Raw genomic sequence first — 22542 nt, 5'->3', positions numbered from 1 at the left:
GCCTGGATCCTTGTGCTCAGCGAGGCCCTTATCGGATTCGGCTACTTCGCCTACTCAACGTTATGAGGAAAGACTCATGCCTTTACGCTATCGACCCGTTGTATGGGTCGTCATGGAAAAAGCTGCCGAATGCACCGGCAGATCGATCCACTCCTTCCGGCATCTGATCCGAGACGGCCACTTGATCGAAGGCAAGCATTGGAAATGGTCCGACGACAACCGACAACACATCAATCTTGAAGCGTACGACGAATGGGTATCAAAGAGCACCTCGAAGGGATCATCGCGCGGACGACGTCGATCCGAATCGACTTCCGATGGAATGACCGCCGCTTCCGCGAGCGCGTAGCACTGCGCCCCACCGCCGCCAACATGCGCGCTGCGGCACGCATGCGCAGCGAGATTCTGCAAGCGATCGACCTCGGCGTCTTCACTTGGGACGACTTCGCTCGCTACTTCCCCGAGTCCCCCAGCATTCCGATCAAAGAGGCGGCCAGAGAAGTCACGTTCAACGAGGTAGCAAACATGTGGCTGAAGCTTATCAGCCACAAAGCGCCAACGACGCTCAGCGAATACGAGAACCTCTTGAACTCGCGATGGCGCCCTTTGTATGGAAATCGCCCAATCGCGGAGATCACCTATGAAGAGCTCGCAATGGACTTGGCCGACTTTCCGCGCATGGCGGCCAAGACGTTCAACAACGTCATGACGCCGGCTCGGCAAGTTTGGGCGTTGGCATTCAAGATGAGGAAAGCTCCGGAGAACATCACGCTGGAGATCGAAAGCCGTAAAGGCCAAGATCCAGAACCAGATCCACTGCTCATGTCAGAAGTGCTCCAAGTCGTGCAACACATCGACGAACACTTCAATGCGACCTGGCGCAACTATTTCGAAGTCGCGTTTTTTACCGGTGTGAGGCCGTCAGAGCAGATCGCTCTTCAGTGGCCTCGCGTGGATCTTTCCAGGGAGCAGATCCGGATCGACCGGGCACTCGTGAGGCGCCACAACAAAGCCACCAAGACGTACAAGTCGCGCGACGTGGACCTACAGGGGCCGGCGCTGGAAGCTATCAGACGCCAGAGGCAACTCACGTTTGAACCTGGAGGCCATGTCTTTTTGAATCCTGAAACAGGAAAGCCATTCGTCGATACGGCGGATGCGGTTCAGAAGGTGTGGCGCCCTACGCTTGCCGCGTTAGGAATCCGGGATCGGGATGCGCGCCAGACGCGGCATACGTATGCCACGCTCGGACTGCACGCCGGCATGAATCCTGGATATCTCTCGCGCCAGATGGGTCATAAGAACGCGCAGATGTTTTTCCGCGTCTATTCGAAGTGGATCGACGGCGAATCCAACCAGCGGGAAAAGGCGAAAATGGCGGCTCTTTACGCCGATCATTTGCCACCACTGGAGCCCTGACGGACTCCAAAGAACCCGCGTTAATTTGCGCTGTTTGGGCCCAAAATGGGCCCAAAAAAACGTAAGTCCTTGAATCTATGGTGCGCCCGACAGGAATCGAACCTGTATCAAGAGCTTCGGAAACTCTCATTCTATCCATTGAACTACGGGCGCAGCGCAAGGAGGCGACATTGTACCTAGTTTTCGATAGTGTGCATGAAGTAGATCAAATCATCGTTCAATCTCATCGAAAACCCGGGCAGATGCATTGGACGGGCGTCCCTGACACCGTTATATAATCCAGCGTTTGCTTGCAGGCGGATGCGTCACGGGTTCGCCGATTTGTGCAGTTACTGATTTTCTGTTGCCGCCGCCAGGCGCCCCACCCGTTAGCAGGATTTGGTCATGAGCAACGAGCAGGAACACATAGAAGAGCACTCCTCCCCCATCAAGACCCCCAAGCAACTGGTCGTCACGATCGTCCTGTCTTTCGTGATCCCAATCGCCATCATCATCCTCCTGGTGAACATGGTGGTCTCCGGCACCAAAGTCGGCGCCGGGTCCGATACCCTGACTGAAGAAGCCGTCACCAAGCGCATCGCGCCGGTCGCGGGGTTTGCGCTGGTCGACGCCAACGCGCCCCGGGTCTTCAAGACGGGCGAACAGGTTTTTGCCGCAGTCTGTACGGCCTGTCACACCGCCGGTATCGCCGGCGCGCCCAAGATGGGCGACAACGCGGCCTGGGCGCCGTTCATCAAGTCCGGCTACGACACGATGCTGAACGTGGCCCTGCACGGCAAGGGCGGCATGCCCGCCAAGGGCGGCAACCCCACGCTGTCCGACTATGAAGTCGCGCGCGCCGTGGTGTACATGGCCAACAAGTCCGGCGCCTCGCTGCCTGAACCCGCCGCTCCCGCCGAAGAAGGCGCGAAGAAGGAAGCGGATGCGGCGCCTGCCACCGCCCCCGCGCCTGCTGCGGCAGCGCCTGCTGCTGCCGCACCGGCCGTCGCAGCTGCCCCGGCTGCTGCGGCACCGGCGGCTGCACCTGCCGCCGCGCCTCAGGCCGCCGCCGTCAACCCGGCGGGCGAGAAGCTCTACAAGAGCGTCTGTTTCGCCTGCCACGCCACCGGCGTGGCGAACGCGCCCAAGTTCGGCGACAAGGCCGCCTGGGACCCGTACATCAAGACCGGCATGGACGCCATGGTGAAGGTCGCCATGCAAGGCAAGCCGCCGATGCCCCCGAAGGGCGGCGCGGCCAACGCCTCGGAAGACGACATCCGCGCAGCCGTGCAATACATGGTGGATGCGGCCAAATAATTCCGGCCCGCCCAGCAAAAAGCCCCTTGATCGCTCAAGGGGCTTTTTTTCGCCGGCATTCTTTCGCCAGCTTCCCGGCGGGTTTTACTCCGCCGACGACTTCAGCAGCGACAAGCCCAGCTGCACGCGGCGCTGCAGCCACAGGCTGGGGCGATAGCGGGGGTCGCCCGTCACGCGCTGCATGCTCTTGAGAATTTCCAGGATGCGGTCGGCGCCCAGCTTGTCGCCCAGCGCCAGCGGGCCGACGGGGTAGCCCAGGCCCAGCGTCACGGCCTGGTCGATGTCTTCCGGCGTGGCGATTCTCTGCTGCGCGATATCGCTGGCGATGTTGACGATCATGGCCACGATGCGCTGGGCGATGAAGCCCGGCGAATCCTCGATCACCGTCACCGGCACGCCGTCGGCGGCCAGCAGCGCATGGGCGGCATCGCGCCATTTGGCTTCGGTGGCGGGCGACACCATGACGGTGCGGCGCTTGGCGCCGTCGAACGCATACAGCGTATCCAGGCCGACCGTGCGGCCTGCGTTCAACCCTTGCGCGGACACCGACGTCGAGACGTCGTCGCCGAACGGGGTGACGACGATCAGCGCGTCGGCATCAGGCGTGGCGCCCGTGACGAGCGTCGCGCCCAGCTTCTCGATCAGCGCCGACGCGCGCGCATAGCCTTCCGCGTGCTTGGGGCTGACCCACACCTTCAGGCCTTCCGGCAGCGCCGGCACGGGCGGCTCGGCGGGCACCTGCTTCTGGCCGTCGGCGTAGACGTAGAATCCTTCGCCGGCCTTGCGGCCGATCAGGCCGCCGGCCAAACGCACGGTGGTGATCGGCGACGGGCGGAAGCGCGGCTCGTCGAAGAATTGGCGGTAGATGGACTCCATTACCGGGTGCGACACGTCCAGCGCGGTCAGGTCCAGCAATTCGAACGGGCCCATGCGGAAGCCGGCCTGCTCACGCATGACGGCGTCCACTTGCGCGAAGGTAGCCACGGCCTCCTGCGCCACGCGCAGGCCTTCGGTGTTCATGCCGCGGCCGGCGTGGTTCACGATGAAGCCGGGCATGTCCTTGGCGCGCACGGGCGTGTGGCCCATGCGGCGGGCCAGCGCGGCCAGCGCGTCGCCGGCTTCGGGCGCGCTACGCAGGCCGTCGATCACTTCCACCACTTTCATCAACGCCACCGGGTTGAAGAAGTGGTAGCCCACCACGCGTTGCGGACGCTTGCAGGCGGCAGCGATGGCGGTGATGGACAGCGACGACGTGTTCGACGCCAGGATGCAGTCGTCCGCGACCACGCCTTCCAACGCGGCGAACAGGTCGCGCTTGACGTCCAGGCGTTCGACGATGGCTTCCACCACCAGCTGGCAAGCCGACATGTCGGTCAGCGCCGTGGCGGACTCCACGCGCGCAAGCGACGCTTGCGCGTCGGCGGCGGTGATCTTGCCCTTCTGGGCCAGCTTGTCCCACGTCTGGCGCAGCGACTCGCGCGCGGCGGCGACCGCATCGGCGCTGGTGTCGTACAGGCGCACGCGCAAACCGGCTTGCGCCGCGATCTGCGCAATGCCGCGCCCCATGGCCCCGGCGCCCACGACGCCGATGGTTTGAATCTCCGTCATCAACCTTCTCCTGCCTTTATTGGAATGGATCGTGTGCGCCGCGGCGTGGCGGGGCGCATGGGAAAACGGAGCGGCGCAAGCGCCGCTCCGTCTCCCGTTCAAGCCTGGCTCTGGGCCAGCGCCTGGATGTCTTCGGCCGACAGCCCCAGCTTTTCAGCCAGGACCTGCGCGGTGTGTTCGCCCAGCATGGGCGGCGGACGGCGGTACTCGACGGGGCTGTCCGAGAACTTCAGCGGGCTGGCCGCCATGGGCACGCGGCCGGCCGCCGGGTGCGGCAGCTCGCGCTTCATGCCGCGCGCCAGCACGTGCGGGTCTTCATAGACCTGGTCCAGCGTGTTGATGGGGCCTGCCGGCACGCCCACGGCTTCCAGCGCGGCCAGCCAGTGGTCGCGCCCGCCGGTGGCCATGCGCTCGGTCAGCAGCGGCACCAGCTCCGCGCGGTTCTTCACGCGCTGCGGGTTGGTCGAGAAACGCGGGTCCGCCGACAGTTCGGGCAGGCCGATCGCGCCGCAGTAGTTGCGGAACTGGCTGTCGTTGCCGACCGCCACGATCAGGTGGCCGTCGGCTGCCGCGAACACCTGGTAGGGCACCAGGTTCTGGTGCGCATTGCCCGCGCGCTTGGGCGCCACGCCCGACGTCATGAAGTTCAAGTTCTGGTTGGCCAGCATCGACACCTGGCAATCCAGCAGGGCCATGTCGATGTGCTGGCCCAGGCCGCTATTGGCGCGTTCCAGCAACGCGGCCAGGATGCCCACCGTGGAATACATGCCCGTCATCAGGTCGGCCACCGCCACGCCGGCCTTCTGCGGGCCGCCGCCGGGCAGGTCGTCGCGCTCGCCCGTGATGCTCATCAGCCCGCCCATGCCCTGGATCATGAAGTCGTAGCCGGGGCGGCTGGCGTAGGGGCCCGTCTGGCCGAAGCCGGTGATCGAGCAATAGATCAGGCGCGGGTTGATGGCCTTCAGGCTTTCGTAGTCCAGTCCGTATTTCTTCAGCCCGCCCACCTTGAAGTTCTCAACCAGGATGTCGCTTTGCAGGGCCAGTTCGCGCACCAGTTCGGCGCCGCGCGGCGACGCGATGTCCAGCGCCACCGACAGCTTGTTGCGGTTGGCGGACAGGTAGTAGGCGGCCTCGGTCGTGTCGTTGCCCGCTTCGTCCTTCAGGTACGGAGGCCCCCAGGCGCGCGTGTCGTCGCCGGCGCCGGGGCGTTCGATCTTGATCACCTCGGCGCCAAGGTCGGCCAGGTTCTGGGTGCACCAGGGGCCCGCCAGTACGCGGGTCAGATCCAGCACGCGTATGCCGGTAAGGGGAGCGGGACGTTGCGACATCAGTGTTCTTTTCGCTAGATGGGAAATGAAAACGTCCGGCTGGCGGCCAGCGCAAGCCAGACTGGAGTCTGTCATGCCAGCGGTCCGAGCCGCTGGCGCGTCATATGCGATATTAGCCCGGGTTGCGCGCGCAACCCGCCATTCTCCGGATCAGGAATGGGCCTTGATCGTTTCGCGGGCGATCACCAGCTGCTGGATCTGCGACGTGCCTTCGAAAATGCGGAACAGGCGCACGTCGCGGTAGAAGCGTTCCACCGCGTATTCCGACATGTAGCCCGCCCCGCCATGGATCTGCACGGCGCGGTCGGCGACGCGGCCCACCATTTCGGTCGAGAACAGCTTGGCGCAGGCGGCTTGCATGGTGGTGTTCTCGCCGCGGTCGCGCAGGCGGGCGGCGTCCAGCACCATGCAGCGGGCCGCATAGAGTTCGGCCTGGCTGTCGGCGATCATCGCCTGGATCAGCTGGAACTCGGCGATCGGCTGGCCGAACTGCTTGCGCTCCATCGCGTACTTGACGGCGTCGGACAGCAGGCGGTCGGCGATGCCCACGCACAGCGCCGAGATATGCAGGCGGCCCTTGTCCAGCACGCGCATCGACGTGCGGAAACCGTTGCCTTCTTCGCCGCCCAGCAGGGCGCTGGCGGGCACGCGGCAGTTGTCGAACACCACGTCGCTGGTCAGGGCGCCGGCCTGGCCCATTTTCTTGTCGGGCTTGCCGATGCTCAGACCGGGCGTGCCGGCCTCGACCAGGAAGCACGAGATCGAATTGGCGCGGCGCTCGGGCGCGGTGCGCGCCATGACCGAGAACAGGCCGGCGATCGGCGCGTTGGTGATGTAGCGCTTGGTGCCGTTCAGCACGTAGCCGTCGCCGTCGCGTTCGGCGGACAGGCGCAGCGCCATCGCGTCGGACCCGGCGTCGGGCTCGGTCAGCGCGAACGAACCGATCAGTTCGCCGCTGGCCAGCTTGGGCAGGTAGCGGGTGCGCTGGTCGTCGGTGCCGGCCAGCACGATGGCCTGCGAACCGATGCCGATGTTGGTGCCGGCCAGCGAACGGAACGCCGGCGAGGTCTGGCCCAGCTCGAACACCACGCGCACTTCTTCTTCCATCGTCAGGCCCAGGCCGCCGAATTCCGGAGCGATCGACAGGCCGAACAGCCCCAGCTCGCGCATCTCGTTGACGATGTCGGGCGGCACCTGGCCGCTCGTGGCCAGTTCGTCTTCGGCGGGGATCAGGCGTTCGTGCACGAAGCGACGCACGGCGTCCAGCAGCAGGTTCAGGGTTTCGGTGTCCAGGGCCATGATGGGAGTCTCACAAAAATGCGGGGATGTGATGCGGGAAGGTGATGCAGCGATGCGGTGCGGGGGGCCAGGGCGGCGGCCCTCAGGCGCGCATGCCGCCCACGAGGAGATCGAAATAGCCGGCGGCGATGGTTTCGGCGCTGTCGCCCTGCCCCGGCTTGTACCAGCGCACCATCCAGTTCAGCATGGACAGCACGGCGCGGCCGGTCGCGGCCACGTCCAGCGCGCGGAACGTGCCGTCGGCCACGCCCTCGGCGATCAGTTCGCGCAGGCGTTTCTCGTAGCCGTCGCGCAGCCGGGCGGCGTCTTCGCGTTCGGGCAGGGCCATGCCGGAATAGCCGATCAGCATCGTCACGAATTCGGCGTGGTGCTGCTCGAAGTACCGGGCGTGTCCCACCATGAACGCGCGCAGCCGGGCGGCGGCGCCGTCGGCGCGGTCGACGTCCTGGCCCACGTTCTGGGTCAGCCCGCTCAGCACGCCCAGGATGATGGCGTCGTAGATGTCCTGCTTGGTGGTGTAGTAGTGGTAGATGGCCGCCTTGGACACGCCGATGGCGGCCGCCAGGTCCGACACGGAGCTGCCGTCGTAGCCGCTTTGGGCGAAGAGCTTGGCGGCTTCTTCCAGAATGCGTTCGCGCGGGGCCGCCAGCGTGGGGGGCCGGCCGGCGCGGGCGCGCTTCTGGGCGGGAGGGGCGGAGGTCGCCATGACAGCCTTTGCAAGAGGCTGCGCCGCAGGCGGCCAAGGGGCCGGGCAGGCCTCCATTGACAGCGGTTCGGCGCATGCCGTTAAATAAAGATTAATTAATTACCGGACGGTCGGTAGGTAATTATAGGCACATCCGCCTCGGGGACTCAAGCCTGTCTGCAGGCCCCCCTTCTGGACTGACCCTGAACACAACGCGACGACGCTATGCCCCACTCTCTCGTGACAGATTTGTACGGCCAGATGTCCCTGCCGGTCATCAGCGCCCCCATGTTCATCGTCTCCAACCCGACGCTGGTGATCGCCCAATGCACGAGCGGCATCGTGGGCTCGTTCCCGGCCCTGAACGCGCGCCCGCAAAGTCTGCTGACCGATTGGCTGGACGAAGTGCAGGCCGGGTTGGCCTCGTACCGTGAAGCGAATCCGGGCGCCGCCGTGGCGCCGTTCGCCGTGAACCAGATCATCCACCAGTCCAACGACCGCCTGGAGCAGGACCTGGCCGTGTGCGCCAGCCACCGCGTGCCGCTGATCATCACCAGCCTGCGCGCCCCCGGCGACCTCGTCAAAGGCGTGCACGACTGGGGCGGCAAGGTGTTCCACGACGTCACCACGATCCGCCATGCCGAAAAGGCGCTTGAGGCCGGCGTGGACGGCCTGATCCTGGTCTGCGCGGGCGCGGGCGGCCATGCGGGCACGCTGAGCCCCTTCGCGCTGGTGTCCGAAGTGCGCCGCTTCTATGACGGCCCGCTGATCCTGTCGGGCGCCATCACCTCCGGCGCGCACGTGCTGGCCGCGCAAGCCATGGGCGCGGACTTCGCCTACATGGGCACGCGCTTCATCGCCAGCGAGGAAGCCAACGCCAGCGAAGGCTACAAGTCCGCCATCGTCGACGCCAGCGCCTCCGACATCCTGTACACCCCGTTCTTCACCGGCATCCCGGGCAACTACCTGAAGGCCAGCATCGCCGCCGCCGGGCTGGACCCGGCCAACCTGCCGCAGCCGGACAGCGGCGCGTCCAATTTCGGTTCGTCCCGGGTCAAGCCGTGGAAGGACATCTGGGGCGCGGGCCAGGGCGTGGGCGGCATCGGCAGCGTCGAACCCACCCGCAAGATCGTCGAAACGCTGCGCCGCGAGTACGACGAAGCCCGGGCGCAACTGGCCAGCAGGACCTGCGCATGAGCGCGGGCCTGAAAGCCTTGCGCGAAGGCGCCGTCCTGACGCTGACCATCGACCGCCAGGACCGCCGCAACGCGCTGGACACGGCGACGTACGCCGCCTTGACCGAGCAGATCTCGCAGGCGTCGGCCGACGCGTCGGTGTCGGCGGTGATCCTGACCGGCGCGGGCGAGCATTTCACGGCCGGTAACGACCTGCGTGACTTCCAGGCCGAGCGCGGCGCGGGCGACAGCGCCGGCCTGACGTTCCTGCGGGCGCTGACCCTGGCGGACGTGCCGGTGATCGCCGCGGTCGAAGGCTACGCCATCGGCATCGGCGTCACCCTGCTGCAGCATTGCGATTTCGTCCATATCGGCGAAGACGCCACCTTGCGCATGCCGTTCGTGGCGCTGGGCCTGTGCCCGGAGGGCGGCTCCAGCCTGCTGATGCCGCGTCTGGCGGGCCGCCGCGCGGCCGAATGGCTGTTGCAGGGCAAGGCGTTTTCCGCCCGCGACGCGCACGAGGCCGGTCTGGCGACGTCGGTCGCGCCCAAGGGCCAGGCGCTGGCGGCGGCGCAGGCCACCGCCGCCGACCTGGCGCGCCAGCCGCCCGCGGCGTTGCGCCTGACCAAAGCCATGATGAAACGCGCCGACCGCCAGGCCATCCAGGAAACGCTGGACTACGAAGCCCAGCAGTTCCGCGCCCGCCTGCAGACCGACGAGGCCCAGGCGGCGTTCGCGAAGTTCTTCAAGAAATAGCGGCGCGCCGTCAGAACGGCGAATCGGGCCGGAAATTGGGTGCGCGGCGTTCGCGCAGGGATTTGACCCCTTCCTTCACATCCGGCCCGCCGAAGCCCATGAATTCCAACGCCAGCGACGCGTCGAAGGTGGGGCCCGCCATGCGCAGCCAGTTGTTCAGCGAATACTTGGTCCAGCGGATGGCGGTCTGCGAGCCGGCGGCCAGCTTGTTGGCCACCTCGAAGGCGCGGGTGATGAGTTCGGCCTCGTCCACGCACAGCGACACCAGCCCGATCCGCTCGGCTTCTTCCCCGGTGACGGTTTCGCACAGCATCAGGTAGTACTTGGCCTTGGCCATGCCGCACAACAGCGGCCAGACGATGGCGGCGTGGTCGCCGGCCGTCACGCCCAGGCGGGTGTGCCCGTCAATGATCCGCGCGTCGCGCGCCGCGATCGAGATGTCGGCCAGCAGGCCGGCCACCAGCCCCGCGCCCACGGCCGCGCCGTGCATGGCGGACACGATGGGCTTGTTGCAATTGATGATGTTGTAGACCAGGTCGCGGGCTTCCCGCCAGACGCGGGTGCGCACGTCGAAATCGTCGGCCATCTGCTGCACCAGGTCCAGGTCGCCGCCGCCCGAAAAGCCCTTGCCCTCGCCACGGATCACCACGACCCGGGTATCGGGGTCGGTATCGATGTCGCGCCAGATGTCGGCCAGTTCCCGATGCATGCGGTCGTCCGCCGTGGACAATTTGCCCGGCTGGCCGCCCTTGGCGCCCATGATCAGTTCCAGCACGCCGCCGGGATGCCGGCGCAGCTTCAGGGACTCGTAGGCCGAATAGTGTTGCAGCGTGATGTCAGTCATTGTCTTCTCCGCGTTGTCATTACCGATGGGCGGGGCTCAAGCCGGACCGCTTTCGGGTACTGGTTTTTGCGCACTATAGTGGATACGCCGGCCTCCACCCGCCGGCAGCCAGAAGGAGCCTCAGCCTATGAACACCCCCGCCCCGTCCGCCGGCGCCCCCATCGACCGCGCCAGCCTGCCCGCCCTGTTCGCCCCCCGCGGCGTGGACACGCACAAGGGCAGTTTCGGCACCGTCGGCGTCGTGGGCGGCGGCCCGGGCATGACTGGCGCCGCGCTGCTTGCGGCCCGCGCCGCCCTGAAGACCGGCGCTGGCAAGGTGCTGGTCGGGTTCGCCCAGGACGCCGCGCCGCTGGCCTGCGATCCGCTGCAGCCTGAGCTGATGCTGCGCGACGCGCGGTCGCTGCTGGAAGGCGACTGGGGCGTCACCGCCTGGGTTGCCGGCTGCGGGATCGGCACGGACGCGCTGGCGGCCAACACGCTATCGGAACTGTTCGTGCTGCGCCGCGAAGCCCCGCTGGTGCTGGACGCCGACGGCCTGAACCTGCTGGCCCAGGGCGACATCCAGCCCAACTGGGGCGCCGGCCCCGTCGTGCTGACCCCGCATCCCGCCGAAGCCGGCCGCCTTTTGGGCCTTAGCGCCGCCCAGGTGCAGGCGGACCGCCGGGAAGCGGCCTGGCAATTGGCGCAGCGCTTCCAAGCCTGGGTGGTGCTGAAAGGCGCGGCCACCGTCGTCTGCTCGCCCGAGGGCAGCCGGCGGGTTAACACCAGCGGCAATCCCGGGTTGGCCACCGCCGGAACGGGGGACGTATTGGCCGGAATGCTGGGGGCCTTGATCGCCCAGAAGCTGCCGTTCGAGCAAGCGGTGGTCGGGGCCGTGTGGCTGCATGGCGCCGCAGCCGATGCGCTGGTCGCCCGGGGCATCGGCCCCATCGGCCTGACGGCAGGGGAACTGGCGGACGCCGCGCGCGACCTGCGCAATGGGCGCTGAGGGGGGCTACAGAGGGTAAAACCGCGCTAAGTCCCCGTGGAATAAACATTTTTACAACATACTAGGGTTTTCCCCTAAAAGGTCGTTGCTTTTAATTTAGGGTTATCCCTATAATGGTTTACCCCAAGACGAAACGGACTGGAGAAGACCATGAGCCAACTGACCTTGAATAGCACTGCCCGCCTGACCGACGCGCTGGAGCGCGACCTGCTCCGCGGCGCTCTCGAGAACCAACCGAATTCCCACCCGCTGACCAACCTGAAGAAGGCTGGCCAAACCGTGATCGCCGCTGTTGCCAGCGTCTTTGCCTTCATCGACGAAGTGAACGAATCGATGAACAAGGCCCGCGCCGCCAGCTCGCGCTTCTCCGGCTCTCAGTGGTAAGACCAGCTGCGCTGGACTGAATCGCGACCGATCTCCCGCGATTCCGCCCGGCGCGCTGCCGTCGCAACGGCCTGCCTGGCCGGTCCAGGCACCCGTTCGGCGGACTTTCGGCGTCCGCCCCTCACCGGCGCCATCGCGCCGCGCCGGCTCCCATTCATGCTGTTGGGAGCCCCCGCGACGCCCTCCCGGCACTTCTGCCGCGCCCCTCCTCTCGGCGTTTTCCCTAGCGCCCGATTCGCCGTTCTTCATTGACAGCGCGCGAACCCCCTACCGATAATCGGCCCCTTGCCGTCGTGCCTGGCGCCAAACCCCCGTAAGCCCCCCCTGCCGACACCCGCTGTCCGCCCGGCGCGCCCGAGGGTTCGTCCGCAAGCACGATCCGGTTCGTTATCCATCCGGAGTTGTCACCATGAAGTTGCGCACCACCCTGGCCCTTGTGGCCGCCGCCATCCCCTTGGCAGCCGCCCAAGCCCAGACGCTGAAGATCGGCCTGTCGGCCGAACCCACTTCGGCAGACCCCCACTATCACAAGATGACGCAGAACGACGCGTTCTCCGCGCACGTCTACAGTTCGCTGGTGGGCCGCAGCGCCGACATGAAACTGACGCCCCAGCTGGCCACGTCGTGGAAGAACCTGGACGACCTGACCTGGGAATTCAAGCTGCGCGACGACGTCAAGTTCTCGAACGGCAAGCCGTTCACGTCCGAAGACGTGCTGTTCACGATCTGCCGCACGCTGAACAACGAAACCAACGTGTCGCAGTCCTACATGGACATGACCAAGCGCATCACCGACGTCCAGACGCCGGATGCGCACACCGTGATCATCAAGACCGGCGAGCCCTTCCCGCTGATGCCGGCCGAACTGGCCCGTTCGCTGCCCATCGTCTGGAACGGCATCGTCGAGCACGGCAAGCTGACGTTCGACCCGAAGAAGGGTTGCGGCGTGACCGGCGCCTGGCCCACGGTGGCCGACTTCAACAACGGCAAGGATTCCATCGGAACCGGCCCCTACATGCTGAAGTCCTACGTCAAGGGCACCGGCATCGAACTCGTCCGCAATGAACAGTACTGGGGCGACAAGCCGTATTGGAAGGAAGTGAAGTTCGTGCCCGTGCCGTCCGCCGGCCCGCGCCTGACCGGCCTGCTGTCCGGCGACTTCGACATGATCGAAAACCCGGCCGCCCGCGACCTGCCGCGCCTGAAGGACAACCCGAAGTTCGGCTTCGTGGCCACGCCGTCCACTCGCCTGGTGTTCTTCCAGCCGGACGTGGGCCGCAACCCGAGCCCGTTCGTCAAGGCCGCCGACGGCAAGAACCCGCTGCAGGACCTGCGCGTGCGCAAGGCTATTTCCATGGCCATCGACCGCAAGACGATCACCGCCCGCATCATGGACGGCATGGCCACCCCGGCCTACCAGTTCATGCCCGACGGCATGTTCGGCGCCCTGCCCAAGGCCCCGGAAATCAAGTACGACCCGGAAGGCGCAAAGAAGCTGCTGACCGAAGCCGGCTACCCGAACGGCTTTGAAATGACGCTGTCGTCCACCAACGACCGTTACGTCAACGACGGCCAGGTGGCCCAGGCCGTGGCCCAGTACCTGGCCCGCGTCGGCATCAAGACCAACGTGGACGCCATGACGGCCTCCATCTACTTCCCCAAGCGCGCCAAGCGCGAGTTCAGCTTCTCGATGGGCGGCTGGCCGGCGGAAACGGGTGAAGCCTCGGCGCTGTTCCAGCTGTGGGTCGCGTCACTGGATTCGCCCAACAGCCTGGGCACCAGCAACTACGGCGGCTTCTCCAACGCCGATTTCGACAAGGTATACAAGCAGGCCATCGTGACGGTGGATGCGCCCAAGCGCGAAAAGCTGCTGCAGGAATCCACCCAGATCGCGCTCGACAACGTGCCGCTGATCCCGCTGCACTTCGAAAGCAGCATCTGGGCCTTCCGCAAGGGCATCACCTATGAAGGCCGCCGCGACCAGTACACGCTGGCCACCTCGGTCACGCCCGACAAGAAGTGATCAAGTCCGCCTGAACGACAAAACGGCTGCCTGCGGGCAGCCGTTTTTTTGTCGCCCGTCTGCAAGAACGGGCCGGGACGCGTCGCTTATGGCCGCATCGCCGGGCCGGCTGCCAGCGCCTGATCCAGCTCCCGGGACAACAGCTCGATGAACGCCTCCGCCTTGGGCGGCAGCACCCGCCCCGGCATCACCTGGATCTGCAGCGTGCGCGATTGCAGTTCCGCGTTGGAAATCGGCACCGCCACCAGTTCGTCGCGCCGCAGGCTCCACGCCACCGAGATGTACCCGCTGAGCATGATGGCGTCCGAGCCGAACACGAAACCGTGCAGCGGCGAAGAATCGTTGCAGGTCAGCACCGGGTCCAATTGCACCGATTCCAGCGCGCAGCCCATTTCGAAGAGCTGCCGCGTGGTGGTCCCCGGACCGGTCAACGCCAGCGGATAGTGGCTGAGGTCCTGCAGGCTGACGCTGCGGCGGCCGGCAAGCGGGTGGTTCGACGCCATCACCGCGTGCACCGGGGCGCGGCGCGAATACCGCACGCTGACCCCGCTGACGCGTTCGGCGATGAACGTCATGCCCAATTCCGCCCCGCCTTCGGCCACGCGGCGGCTGACCTCGGCGGGAGACCCCACGAACAGGTCGAAGCGGATGTTCGGCCGTTCCTGGTGGAAGCGCGCCATCACGGACGGCACGAAAATGCGGGCGACGCCTTCGACCGCGGCCACCCGGATCTCGTTGCGGGCCATGCCCTTGGCGGCCGCGATCTCCTGCAGGACCGATTCGGCCTCCAGCATGGTGCGCCGGGCGTGCGCCAGCAGCAGCTTGCCCGCCTGGCTCAGCACCATGCCGCGCGCCGCACGCTCGAAAAGCGGTGCCCCCGCCTCTTCCTCCAGCTTGGCGATCTGCCGGCTGATCGCCGATACCGCCACATGCAGGCGTTCAGACGCGGCGCTCAGGCTGCCCGCCTGGGCAACCTCCAGAAAGTACTTCAAGGCGATTCCGTGCATGCTCATGCCTCGCTACCCAGGGCAGACCTTTGCCTTTTCAGCAAAGCTTCCGATAAATATTCTAATTGTAGAGAAAGCTGCCAAACTCCTAGAATTCGCGGGGACCGCATCGAACCGGTGCGCGATTGAAGCTCGCCTGGCCCCAACCCTATACAATCCCCTCGCTTCATCGGAGTTCCCATGCCCACGTCCTCATCCGCGCCCCGTCCGCGCCCCTTCCTGCTTGCCTGTCCGGATCTGTCCGCGGAACGCCTGGGCAATACGGAAACGCCGGGCGTCTGGCATTTCGACTCGGGCGTGCCGGGCAAGCGCGTCATGCTGAGCGCGCTGATCCATGGCAACGAGCTGTGCGGCGCCTGGGCGCTGAAGGAAGCGCTGGCTGCCGGCCTGCGGCCGCGCCGCGGCTCGCTGACGCTGGCGTTCTGCAACCTGGCCGCGTTCGACCGCTTCGACGCCACCAACTACGCCCCCGCGCGCTTCGTCGACGAAGACATGAACCGCGTCTGGAGCGATGACAAGCTGGCCTTGCCGATCAGCCAGGAACGCCGCCGCGCCGCCGAAATCCGCCCCTGGGTGGAACAAGCCGACTGGCTGCTGGATTTCCATTCGATGAGCAATTCCGACGTGCCGCTGCAGCTGACCGGCATGGAACAGCGCAATATCGATCTGGCGCTTGCGCTGGGCAATCCCGCCACCATCATCGCCGACGCCGGCCACGCCGCCGGCGTGCGCATGCGCGACTACGGCCGCTTCGGCGAAGCCGGCGACAACGGCACGCGTTCCCTGCTGATCGAATGCGGCTTCCACGGCGCGCCCGAGGCGCGCGGCGTGGCCGTCGACCAGATGGCGCGCTTCCTGCTGGAAGCGGGCACGGTCGACGCCGCGGACCTGCCGGCGGGCTGGGTCGCGCCCGACGCCCCGGCGCAACGCGCGCTGCGCGTGACGCATGCGGTCGCCGCCAAGAGCGCCGACTTCCGTTTCGCGGAGCCCTGGAAAGGGCTGGAAACGCTGGCAGACGCCGGCACCGTGATCGGCTGGTCCGAGGGCGAAGCCGTCGCCACCCCCTACGACAACTGCGTGCTGATCATGCCGTCCACCGCGAATCTGCGGCCCGGCGTGACGGTCGTCCGCCTGGCCCAGCCTATCGCCTGACCCGCAGCCCCGATTCAACCCGAAGGCGCGCCCGCCAAAGAGGCGCCCTTCAGCACTGACCCGCACGACCGGCACTACCCATAACAACTAGGGAAAAACATGTCAGCCCAGGTAATCACCCGCAGCGCATTGCTGGCCTGTACGCTTGCCGCCTGTATGGCGGCCGTCCAGGCCCAGACCCCGCCGTCCACCCTGAAGATCGGCCTGTCGTCGGAACCCACGTCGATGGACCCGCACTACCATCAGGCGACGCCGAACGACGCGATGACCTCGCATATGTTCGAGACGCTGGTAGGGCAGGATGCCAAGATGAACCTGATCCCCCGGCTGGCCACGTCCTGGAAGGCGGTCGACGACACCACCTGGGAATTCAAGCTGCGCGACGGCGTGAAGTTCTCGAACGGCCAGCCCTTCACGGCGCAGGACGTCATCTTCACGTTCTGCCGCGTGATGAACAACGAGCAGTCCATCGGCGGCTCATACCCGGCCATCATCCAGAAGTTCGCAGACGTCCAGGCGCGCGACGGCAACACGCTGGTCATCAAGACGCACAAGCCCTACCCGCTGCTGCCCAACGACCTGACCCGCACCGCCATGCTGTGGAGCGGCATCGCCCTACACGGCCCCATCACCTTCGACCTGAAGAACAAGTGCGGTGTGACCGGCCCCTGGCCCACCGTGGCCGACTTCAACGGCGGCCGCGACGTGGTCGGCACGGGCCCCTATACGCTGAAGTCCTATGTGAAGGGCACCGCCATCGAGCTGGTCCGCAACGACGGCTACTGGGGCGACAAGCCGGCCTGGCCGGCCGTCAAGCTGGTGCCCGTGCCCGCGGCCGGCCCGCGCCTGACGGGCCTTCTGGCCGGCGATTTCGACCTGATCGAAAACCCCGCCGCGCGCGACGTGAAGCGCATTTCGGAAACCCCGGGCTACGGCTACGTGATCACGCCGTCCGTGCGCGTGGTGTATTTCCAGTTCGACGTGGCCCGCAGCCCCAGCCCGACGGTCAAGGCCGCCGACGGCAAGAACCCCTTGCAGGACGTGCGCGTGCGCCGCGCCATTTCGATGGCGATCGACCGCAAGACCATCGCCGACCGCATCATGGACGGCGCCGCCACGCCCGCCAACCAGTTCCTGCCCGACGGTATGTTCGGCACCTTGCCGCACCCGCCCGAACTGAAGTACGACCCGGAAGGCGCCAAGAAGCTGCTGGCCGAAGCCGGCTACCCCAACGGCTTCGAACTGGCCGTCTCGTCCACCAACGACCGCTACATCAACGACGCCCAGATCTCGCAGGCTGTCGCGCAATACCTGTCGCGCGTGGGCATCAAGACGACGGTGGACGCCATGACGCGTTCGGTGTATTTCCCCAAGCGCGCCAAGCGCGAATTCAGCTTCGCGATGGGCGGCTGGTCGTCCGAGACCGGCGAGGCCTCGTCTTTCCTACAATACTGGGTCAGCCGGTTCGACAAGGACCAGGGCCTGGGCACCAGTAACTACGGCGGTTACGACAACCCCGAGTTCGACGGCGTGTTCAAGCGCGCGCTGGTGACGGTGGATCCTGCCGAGCGGGAAAAGCTGCTGCAACAGTCCCTGACGCTTGCACTGGCCGACCTGCCCAGCATCCCCCTGCATTTCGAAAGCAGCATCTGGGCGTTCAAGAAGGGACTGGCCTATGAAGGCCGGGCCGATCAGTACACCCTGGCCATGTCGGCCAAGCCCGCCAAGTAAGCACGCGGCGCCCGCAAACCCTGAGCCCACCAAGGAAATCATCACGTGGCCTTGTTCATCCTACGCAGACTGATACAGAGTCTGTTCGTGCTGCTGGCCGTATCGGTCGTGGTCTTCTTCGCGGTGTACGCCGTGGGCGACCCGATCGAACTGCTGGTCAGCCCCGAAGCCAGCCAGGCCGCCCGCGAGGCGATGATCGCCCGCCTGGGCCTGGACCTGCCCGTGTGGCAGCAGTACACCGGGTTCCTGTGGCGCGCGCTGCACGGCGATCTGGGCACGTCCTTCGTGCACGGCATCCCCGCCGTCGAACTGATCGTGCAACGCATCCCCGCCACGTTCGAGCTCGTCTTCGTGGCCATCATGCTGACCTGTGTGGTCGGCATCCCGCTGGGGCTGGTCGCCGGCCTGTACCGCGACGACTACCTGGGCCGCGGCATCATGGCGTCGTCCGTGCTGGGCTTTTCGCTGCCGAACTTCTGGCAAGGCATGATGCTGATCCTGCTGTTCGCCGTCTGGCTGGGCTGGCTGCCGGCCACCGGGCGCGGCGACACCGTCACCGTGCTGGGCGTGCGTCTGTCCATCCTGACCGCCGACGGCTGGTCGCACCTGATCATGCCGGCCATCAACCTGGCGCTGGCCAACATCGCGCTGGTGCTGCGCCTGACCGCCTCCGGCGTGGTCGAGGCCCGCAGCCAGGACTACGTGAAGTTCGCGCGCGCCAAGGGCGTCAAGCCCGGCCGCATCGTGCGCCGCCACATCCTGCGCAACATCCTGATCCCCGTCGTCACCGTGATCGGCATGGAGTTCGGCAGCCTGATCGCCTACTCCACCATCACCGAGACCGTGTTCGCGTGGCCGGGCATGGGCAAGCTGCTGATCGACAGCGTCTACCAGCTGGACCGCCCCGTGGTGGTCGCGTACGTGATGCTGGTCACCCTGATCTTCGTGGTCATCAACCTGGTTGTGGACATCCTGTACGCCGCGCTCGACCCGCGCGTGCAGCTCGTGACCCCCGCTCAATAATCCGCCATGGCTAACTCTCCCAATCCCGGCCGCACCCGCACCGTCCAGCCTCTGGCTGAGACGCCCCAGCGCGCCTCCATCCTGAAGAAACTGCGCGCGCGCCCCACAGTGCGCGGCTCGGCGATCGCGCTGGCCATCCTGGTGGTCCTGGTGATCTTCGCCCCGTACTTCGCGCCGCAGAACCCGTATGACCTGGCCAACCTGTCGCTGATGGACGGCCGCCTGGCGCCGCGCCAGGCGCTGATGGACGGCAGCATCGCCTGGCTCGGCACCGACGACCAGGGCCGCGACATGCTCAGCGCCATCCTGTATGGCCTGCGCATCAGCCTGATGGTGGGCCTGTCCGCCGTCGTGCTGGCCACCGCCATCGGCGGCGCGGTCGGCCTTGTCGCCGCCTATGTCGGCGGCCTGGTCGACACCGTGCTGATGCGCATCGTCGACTTCATCCTGGGTTTCCCGACCATCCTGGTGGCGCTGGTGCTGCTGGTGGTGCTGGGCCGCGGGGTCGACAAGGTGATCCTGGCGCTGGTGCTGGTGCAGTGGGGCCACTACGCCCGCATCATGCGCAGCCGCGCGCTGCAGGAGCGCCGCAAGGAATACGTGGAAGCCGCCGCCAACCTGGGATACCCGGCGTGGCGCATCATGGTCTACCACCTGCTGCCCAATTGCCTGGGCCCCGTCATGGTATTCGCCACCATCCAGATCGCCACCGCGATCGCGCTGGAAGCGACGCTGTCCTTCCTGGGGGTCGGCGTGCCGATCACCGAGCCGTCGCTGGGCCTGTTGATCTCGAACGGTTTCCAATACCTGTTGTCGGGCGACTACTGGATCAGCCTGTTCCCGGGCATCGCCCTGCTGGTCCTGATCTTATCCATCAACATCGTAGGCGACCGCCTCCGTGAAAGCCTGGACCCGAAGCGATGAGTGACGTTCTTCTTGAGGTGCGCGGCCTGCGCACCGCATTCCATACCGAAGCCGGCGCGTACCTGGCGGTCGACGGCGTCGACCTGACGGTGCGCCGCGGCGAAATCGTCGGCCTGGTCGGCGAATCGGGTTCGGGCAAATCCGTCACGGGCTTCTCGCTGCTGGGTCTGATCGACCCGCCCGGGGAAGTCGTGGACGGCGAAGTGAAGTTCAAGGGCGCCGACCTGCGCAAGCTCACGGAAGAGCAGATGCGCCAGTTGCGCGGCAACCGCATCGCCATGATCTTCCAGGACCCGCTGATGACGCTCAACCCGGTGCTGCGCATCGGCGAGCAGATGATGGAAGCCATCCTGACGCACGAGAACGTGTCGCGCGCGCAAGCCGAGGAACGCTGCCGCGAGGCGCTGGCGATGGTCGGCATCCCGTCGCCGGAAAAGCGCTTGAAGAGCTATCCGCACGAGTTCTCGGGCGGCATGCGCCAGCGCGTGGCGATCGCGATCGCGATGCTGAACAAGCCCGACCTGATCATCTGCGACGAGCCCACCACCGCGCTGGACGTCACCATCCAGGGCCAGATCCTCTACCGCATGCAGGAGATCTGCCGCGAGCACAACACCGCGCTGATCTGGATCACCCACGACCTGGGCGTGGTGGCCGAACTGGCCGACCGCGTGGCCGTGATGTATGCCGGCCGCATCGTCGAAAGCGGCCCGGTCGAACAGGTGCTGGAGTCTCCTCGCCACCCCTACACCAAGGGCTTGCTGGATTCGATGCCCGGCGCCACCCAGCCCGGCGCGCGCCTGCACCAGATCAACGGCATGGCGCCCAGCCTGGCGGGCCGCCCGTCGGGCTGTGCGTTCCGTCCGCGGTGCACCAAGGCGATCACGCGCTGCACCGAACAAGCCCCCTCAGTCACCACAGAAGGTCCGCGCAGCTATCGCTGTTACGTGCCGATAGCCCGCGAGGCACGAGAAGCATGAGCCAAGCCGATACCCCCGTCATCGAGCTCAAGAACGTCCACAAGCGCTTCGAGCAGCGTCCCGACCTGGCGCAACGCATCCTGGCCCTGGCCGGCCGCCCCATCGACCGCCGCACGGTGTATGCCGTTAACGGCGTGGACCTGTCCATCAAGCGCGGCGAAGTGGTCGGGCTGGTGGGCGAATCCGGCTGCGGCAAGTCCACCCTGGGCCGCGTCGTGGCCGGCCTGCACCGCCAGAGCGAAGGCGAACTGCTGTACCAGGGCCAGGACGCCGTGCGCCTGCGCGGCGCCGAAAAGCTCGCCTACACGCTGGGCGTGCAGATGATCTTCCAGGACCCGCAGGCCTCGCTGAACCCGCGCCAGCGCCTGCGCCAGATCCTGGGCGAATCGCTCAAGGTACACAAGCTGGCCCCGCCCGCCGATATCCCCGGCCGCATCGACCAGGCCCTGAAGGAAGTGGGCCTGGACGCCGAGTACCGCGACCGCTTCCCGCACCAGATCTCGGGCGGCCAGCGCCAGCGCATCGGCATCGCCCGCGCGCTGATGGTGGCGCCCAAGTTCCTGGTCTGCGACGAGCCCGTCGCCGCGCTGGACGTGTCGATCCAGGCGCAGGTGATCAACCTGTTCATGGACCTGCGCGAACAGCACGGCTTCACGTACCTGTTCATCAGCCACGACCTGGGCGTGGTCAAGCACATCTCGGACCGCGTCGCGATCATGTACCTGGGCAAGATCGTGGAGATCTCCACGGCGGCCGAGATCTTCGCGCGCGCCAACCACCCGTACACCCAGGCCCTGATGGCCGAAGTGCCGGACGTGGCCCGCCGCGGCCGCAAGTTCACGCCGATCAAGGGCGAGATCCCGTCGCCGCTGAACCCGCCGCCGGGCTGCACGTTCAACCCCCGTTGCCCCCACGCCATGCCGCGCTGCCGCGAGCAGGCGCCGGTCCTGAAAGAAATCTCGGCGGGCCACTGGTCGGCCTGCCACCTGAATGAAGCGAGCGCCTGATGAAACCCTCCGACATGTCCAATGTGGACCGCATCGCCATCGAAATGGGCCATGCGGGCCGCAACGCCATCCTGTACATCGATGAAGACCGCAATTCCGACCGCCCGTTCAAGCTGCAGACGTACCGCCCGTACGGCTACACGCCCGACCGCCCGGTCGTCATCGTGCAGCACGGCGTGCTGCGCAACGGCGACGAATACCGCGACTTCTGGGTCGAGGCCGCCGACAAGCACAAGCTGCTGATCGTGGCGCTGACCTTCTCCAACGAGATCTGGCCCGGCGTCGAAAGCTACAACAACGGCCGCGTGTTCTCGGCCGGCGGCAATCCGCGCCACATCGACGGCTGGACCTACGCGCTGGTCGGCAACGTGATCAAGGACATGATCGCAGGCGAGATCACCGATGGCCAGAACATCTACCTGTTCGGCCATTCGGCCGGCGGCCAGTTCGTGCACCGCCTGATGAGCAGCCAGTCCCACGCGCCGTTCAAGGCGGTGGCGGCCGGCAACCCGGGCTGGTACACGCTGCCCACCTTCGACCATCCCTTCCCCGAAGGCATGGACGGCGTCGGCCTGACCGAAGAGCACCTGGTCAAGCTGCTGGCCTATCCGATGACCCTGCTGGCGGGCGACCAGGACATCGCGACCGACGACCCCAACCTGCCGTCGGAACCCGCCGCCATGCGCCAGGGCCCGCACCGTTTCGCCCGCGCGCAGAACTACTACGACTTCGGCAAGAAAGAAGCCGAACGCCGCGGCGTGCCGTTCGGCTGGACGCTGCAAGTGGTGCCCGGCATCGGCCACGACGGCCGCGCCATGTCGGCCGTGTGCGCCAGCCTGTGGTTCGAGGGCAAGATGCCCGACACCGCCGAGCTGGCCCGCCTGGCCGGCCAGCAGGTCGCCTGACCGCCCTT

General features: G+C 66.5%; 20 protein-coding genes and 1 tRNA gene. 14 read left to right on the top strand and 7 right to left on the bottom strand.

Annotated features, from left to right (window positions below; translation table 11 throughout):
- Positions 1-252: 252 nt before the first annotated feature.
- Positions 253-1419, top strand: coding sequence for a site-specific integrase (locus A9973_RS25825; RefSeq protein WP_183016475.1), 1167 nt, complete (start codon positions 253-255; stop codon positions 1417-1419).
- A gap of 78 nt (positions 1420-1497) precedes the next feature.
- Here A9973_RS25825 and A9973_RS25820 read toward each other — a convergent pair.
- A tRNA-Arg gene (locus A9973_RS25820) sits at positions 1498-1572 on the bottom strand.
- Between the two features lie 231 nt (positions 1573-1803).
- On the opposite strand from A9973_RS25820, the gene A9973_RS25815 reads away from it, so the two are divergent.
- The gene (locus tag A9973_RS25815) at positions 1804-2715 is read left to right on the top strand and encodes a cytochrome c5 family protein (protein WP_183016474.1); all 912 of its coding nucleotides are present in this window, start codon (positions 1804-1806) and stop codon (positions 2713-2715) included.
- A gap of 84 nt (positions 2716-2799) precedes the next feature.
- Here A9973_RS25815 and A9973_RS25810 read toward each other — a convergent pair whose 3' ends face one another.
- From A9973_RS25810 to A9973_RS25795, 4 genes are all read right to left on the bottom strand, one after another.
- On the bottom strand, positions 2800-4323 hold the full coding sequence (locus tag A9973_RS25810; protein ID WP_183016473.1) for a 3-hydroxyacyl-CoA dehydrogenase: 1524 nt from the start codon (positions 4321-4323) through the stop codon (positions 2800-2802).
- A gap of 98 nt (positions 4324-4421) precedes the next feature.
- Positions 4422-5651: a CaiB/BaiF CoA-transferase family protein gene (locus A9973_RS25805; RefSeq protein WP_183016472.1), complete on the bottom strand. Its 1230-nt coding sequence runs from the start codon at positions 5649-5651 to the stop codon at positions 4422-4424.
- A 150-nt stretch (positions 5652-5801) separates the two neighbouring features.
- On the bottom strand, positions 5802-6950 hold the full coding sequence (locus A9973_RS25800; protein WP_183016471.1) for an acyl-CoA dehydrogenase family protein: 1149 nt from the start codon (positions 6948-6950) through the stop codon (positions 5802-5804).
- A gap of 82 nt (positions 6951-7032) precedes the next feature.
- Positions 7033-7656: a TetR/AcrR family transcriptional regulator gene (locus tag A9973_RS25795; RefSeq protein ID WP_183016470.1), complete on the bottom strand. Its 624-nt coding sequence runs from the start codon at positions 7654-7656 to the stop codon at positions 7033-7035.
- Between the two features lie 204 nt (positions 7657-7860).
- Here A9973_RS25795 and A9973_RS25790 point away from each other — a divergent pair, with 204 nt between their 5' ends.
- Positions 7861-8832 carry a nitronate monooxygenase family protein gene (locus tag A9973_RS25790; protein WP_183016469.1) on the top strand — a complete coding sequence of 324 codons (972 nt, stop codon included), beginning with the start codon at positions 7861-7863 and terminating at the stop codon, positions 8830-8832.
- Positions 8829-9566, top strand: coding sequence for an enoyl-CoA hydratase-related protein (locus A9973_RS25785; RefSeq protein ID WP_183016468.1), 738 nt, complete (start codon positions 8829-8831; stop codon positions 9564-9566). The genes A9973_RS25790 and A9973_RS25785 overlap by 4 nt, the downstream gene beginning before the upstream one ends.
- 10 nt (positions 9567-9576) lie before the next feature.
- On the opposite strand, the gene A9973_RS25780 is transcribed toward A9973_RS25785, so the two are convergent.
- Entirely contained in the window at positions 9577-10410 is an 834-nt protein-coding gene (locus tag A9973_RS25780) for an enoyl-CoA hydratase/isomerase family protein (protein WP_183016467.1), read from the bottom strand.
- 127 nt (positions 10411-10537) lie between these two features.
- Here A9973_RS25780 and A9973_RS25775 point away from each other — a divergent pair, with 127 nt between their 5' ends.
- The 3 genes from A9973_RS25775 (at position 10538) to A9973_RS25765 (ending at position 13805) form a co-directional block, all read left to right on the top strand.
- Positions 10538-11398: an NAD(P)H-hydrate dehydratase gene (locus tag A9973_RS25775; protein ID WP_183016466.1), complete on the top strand. Its 861-nt coding sequence runs from the start codon at positions 10538-10540 to the stop codon at positions 11396-11398.
- 150 nt (positions 11399-11548) lie between these two features.
- Positions 11549-11782 carry a hypothetical protein gene (locus A9973_RS25770; RefSeq protein WP_183016465.1) on the top strand — a complete coding sequence of 78 codons (234 nt, stop codon included), beginning with the start codon at positions 11549-11551 and terminating at the stop codon, positions 11780-11782.
- Between the two features lie 409 nt (positions 11783-12191).
- Entirely contained in the window at positions 12192-13805 is a 1614-nt protein-coding gene (locus A9973_RS25765) for an ABC transporter substrate-binding protein (RefSeq protein ID WP_183016464.1), read from the top strand.
- An 86-nt stretch (positions 13806-13891) separates the two neighbouring features.
- Here A9973_RS25765 and A9973_RS25760 read toward each other — a convergent pair whose 3' ends face one another.
- Positions 13892-14812, bottom strand: coding sequence for a LysR family transcriptional regulator (locus tag A9973_RS25760; RefSeq protein WP_183016689.1), 921 nt, complete (start codon positions 14810-14812; stop codon positions 13892-13894).
- A 180-nt stretch (positions 14813-14992) separates the two neighbouring features.
- On the opposite strand from A9973_RS25760, the gene A9973_RS25755 reads away from it, so the two are divergent.
- From A9973_RS25755 to A9973_RS25725, 7 genes are all read left to right on the top strand, one after another.
- Entirely contained in the window at positions 14993-15964 is a 972-nt protein-coding gene (locus A9973_RS25755; RefSeq protein ID WP_183016463.1) for a succinylglutamate desuccinylase/aspartoacylase family protein, read from the top strand.
- Positions 15965-16063: 99 nt separating this feature from the next.
- Positions 16064-17695: an ABC transporter substrate-binding protein gene (locus tag A9973_RS25750; RefSeq protein WP_183016462.1), complete on the top strand. Its 1632-nt coding sequence runs from the start codon at positions 16064-16066 to the stop codon at positions 17693-17695.
- A gap of 45 nt (positions 17696-17740) precedes the next feature.
- Positions 17741-18718 (top strand): ABC transporter permease, encoded by a 978-nt coding sequence (locus tag A9973_RS25745; RefSeq protein WP_006227256.1) that lies wholly within the window; start codon positions 17741-17743, stop codon positions 18716-18718.
- Positions 18719-18724: 6 nt separating this feature from the next.
- The gene (locus A9973_RS25740) at positions 18725-19642 is read left to right on the top strand and encodes an ABC transporter permease (RefSeq protein ID WP_183016461.1); all 918 of its coding nucleotides are present in this window, start codon (positions 18725-18727) and stop codon (positions 19640-19642) included.
- Positions 19639-20622: an ABC transporter ATP-binding protein gene (locus tag A9973_RS25735; protein WP_183016460.1), complete on the top strand. Its 984-nt coding sequence runs from the start codon at positions 19639-19641 to the stop codon at positions 20620-20622. The genes A9973_RS25740 and A9973_RS25735 overlap by 4 nt, the downstream gene beginning before the upstream one ends.
- Positions 20619-21629, top strand: a complete 1011-nt coding sequence (locus A9973_RS25730) for an ABC transporter ATP-binding protein (RefSeq protein ID WP_183016459.1) — start codon at positions 20619-20621, stop codon at positions 21627-21629. Before A9973_RS25735 ends, A9973_RS25730 begins: the two co-directional genes overlap by 4 nt.
- Positions 21629-22534: an alpha/beta hydrolase gene (locus A9973_RS25725; protein WP_183016458.1), complete on the top strand. Its 906-nt coding sequence runs from the start codon at positions 21629-21631 to the stop codon at positions 22532-22534. Before A9973_RS25730 ends, A9973_RS25725 begins: the two co-directional genes overlap by 1 nt.
- The last annotated feature ends 8 nt before the right edge of the window (positions 22535-22542 follow it).

The organism is Achromobacter sp. UMC46 (genome assembly GCF_014170335.1).
Taxonomy (GTDB): domain Bacteria; phylum Pseudomonadota; class Gammaproteobacteria; order Burkholderiales; family Burkholderiaceae_B; genus Achromobacter.
Note: the sequence above shows the minus strand (reverse complement) of the source record. Positions and strands in the feature narration are given on the sequence as shown.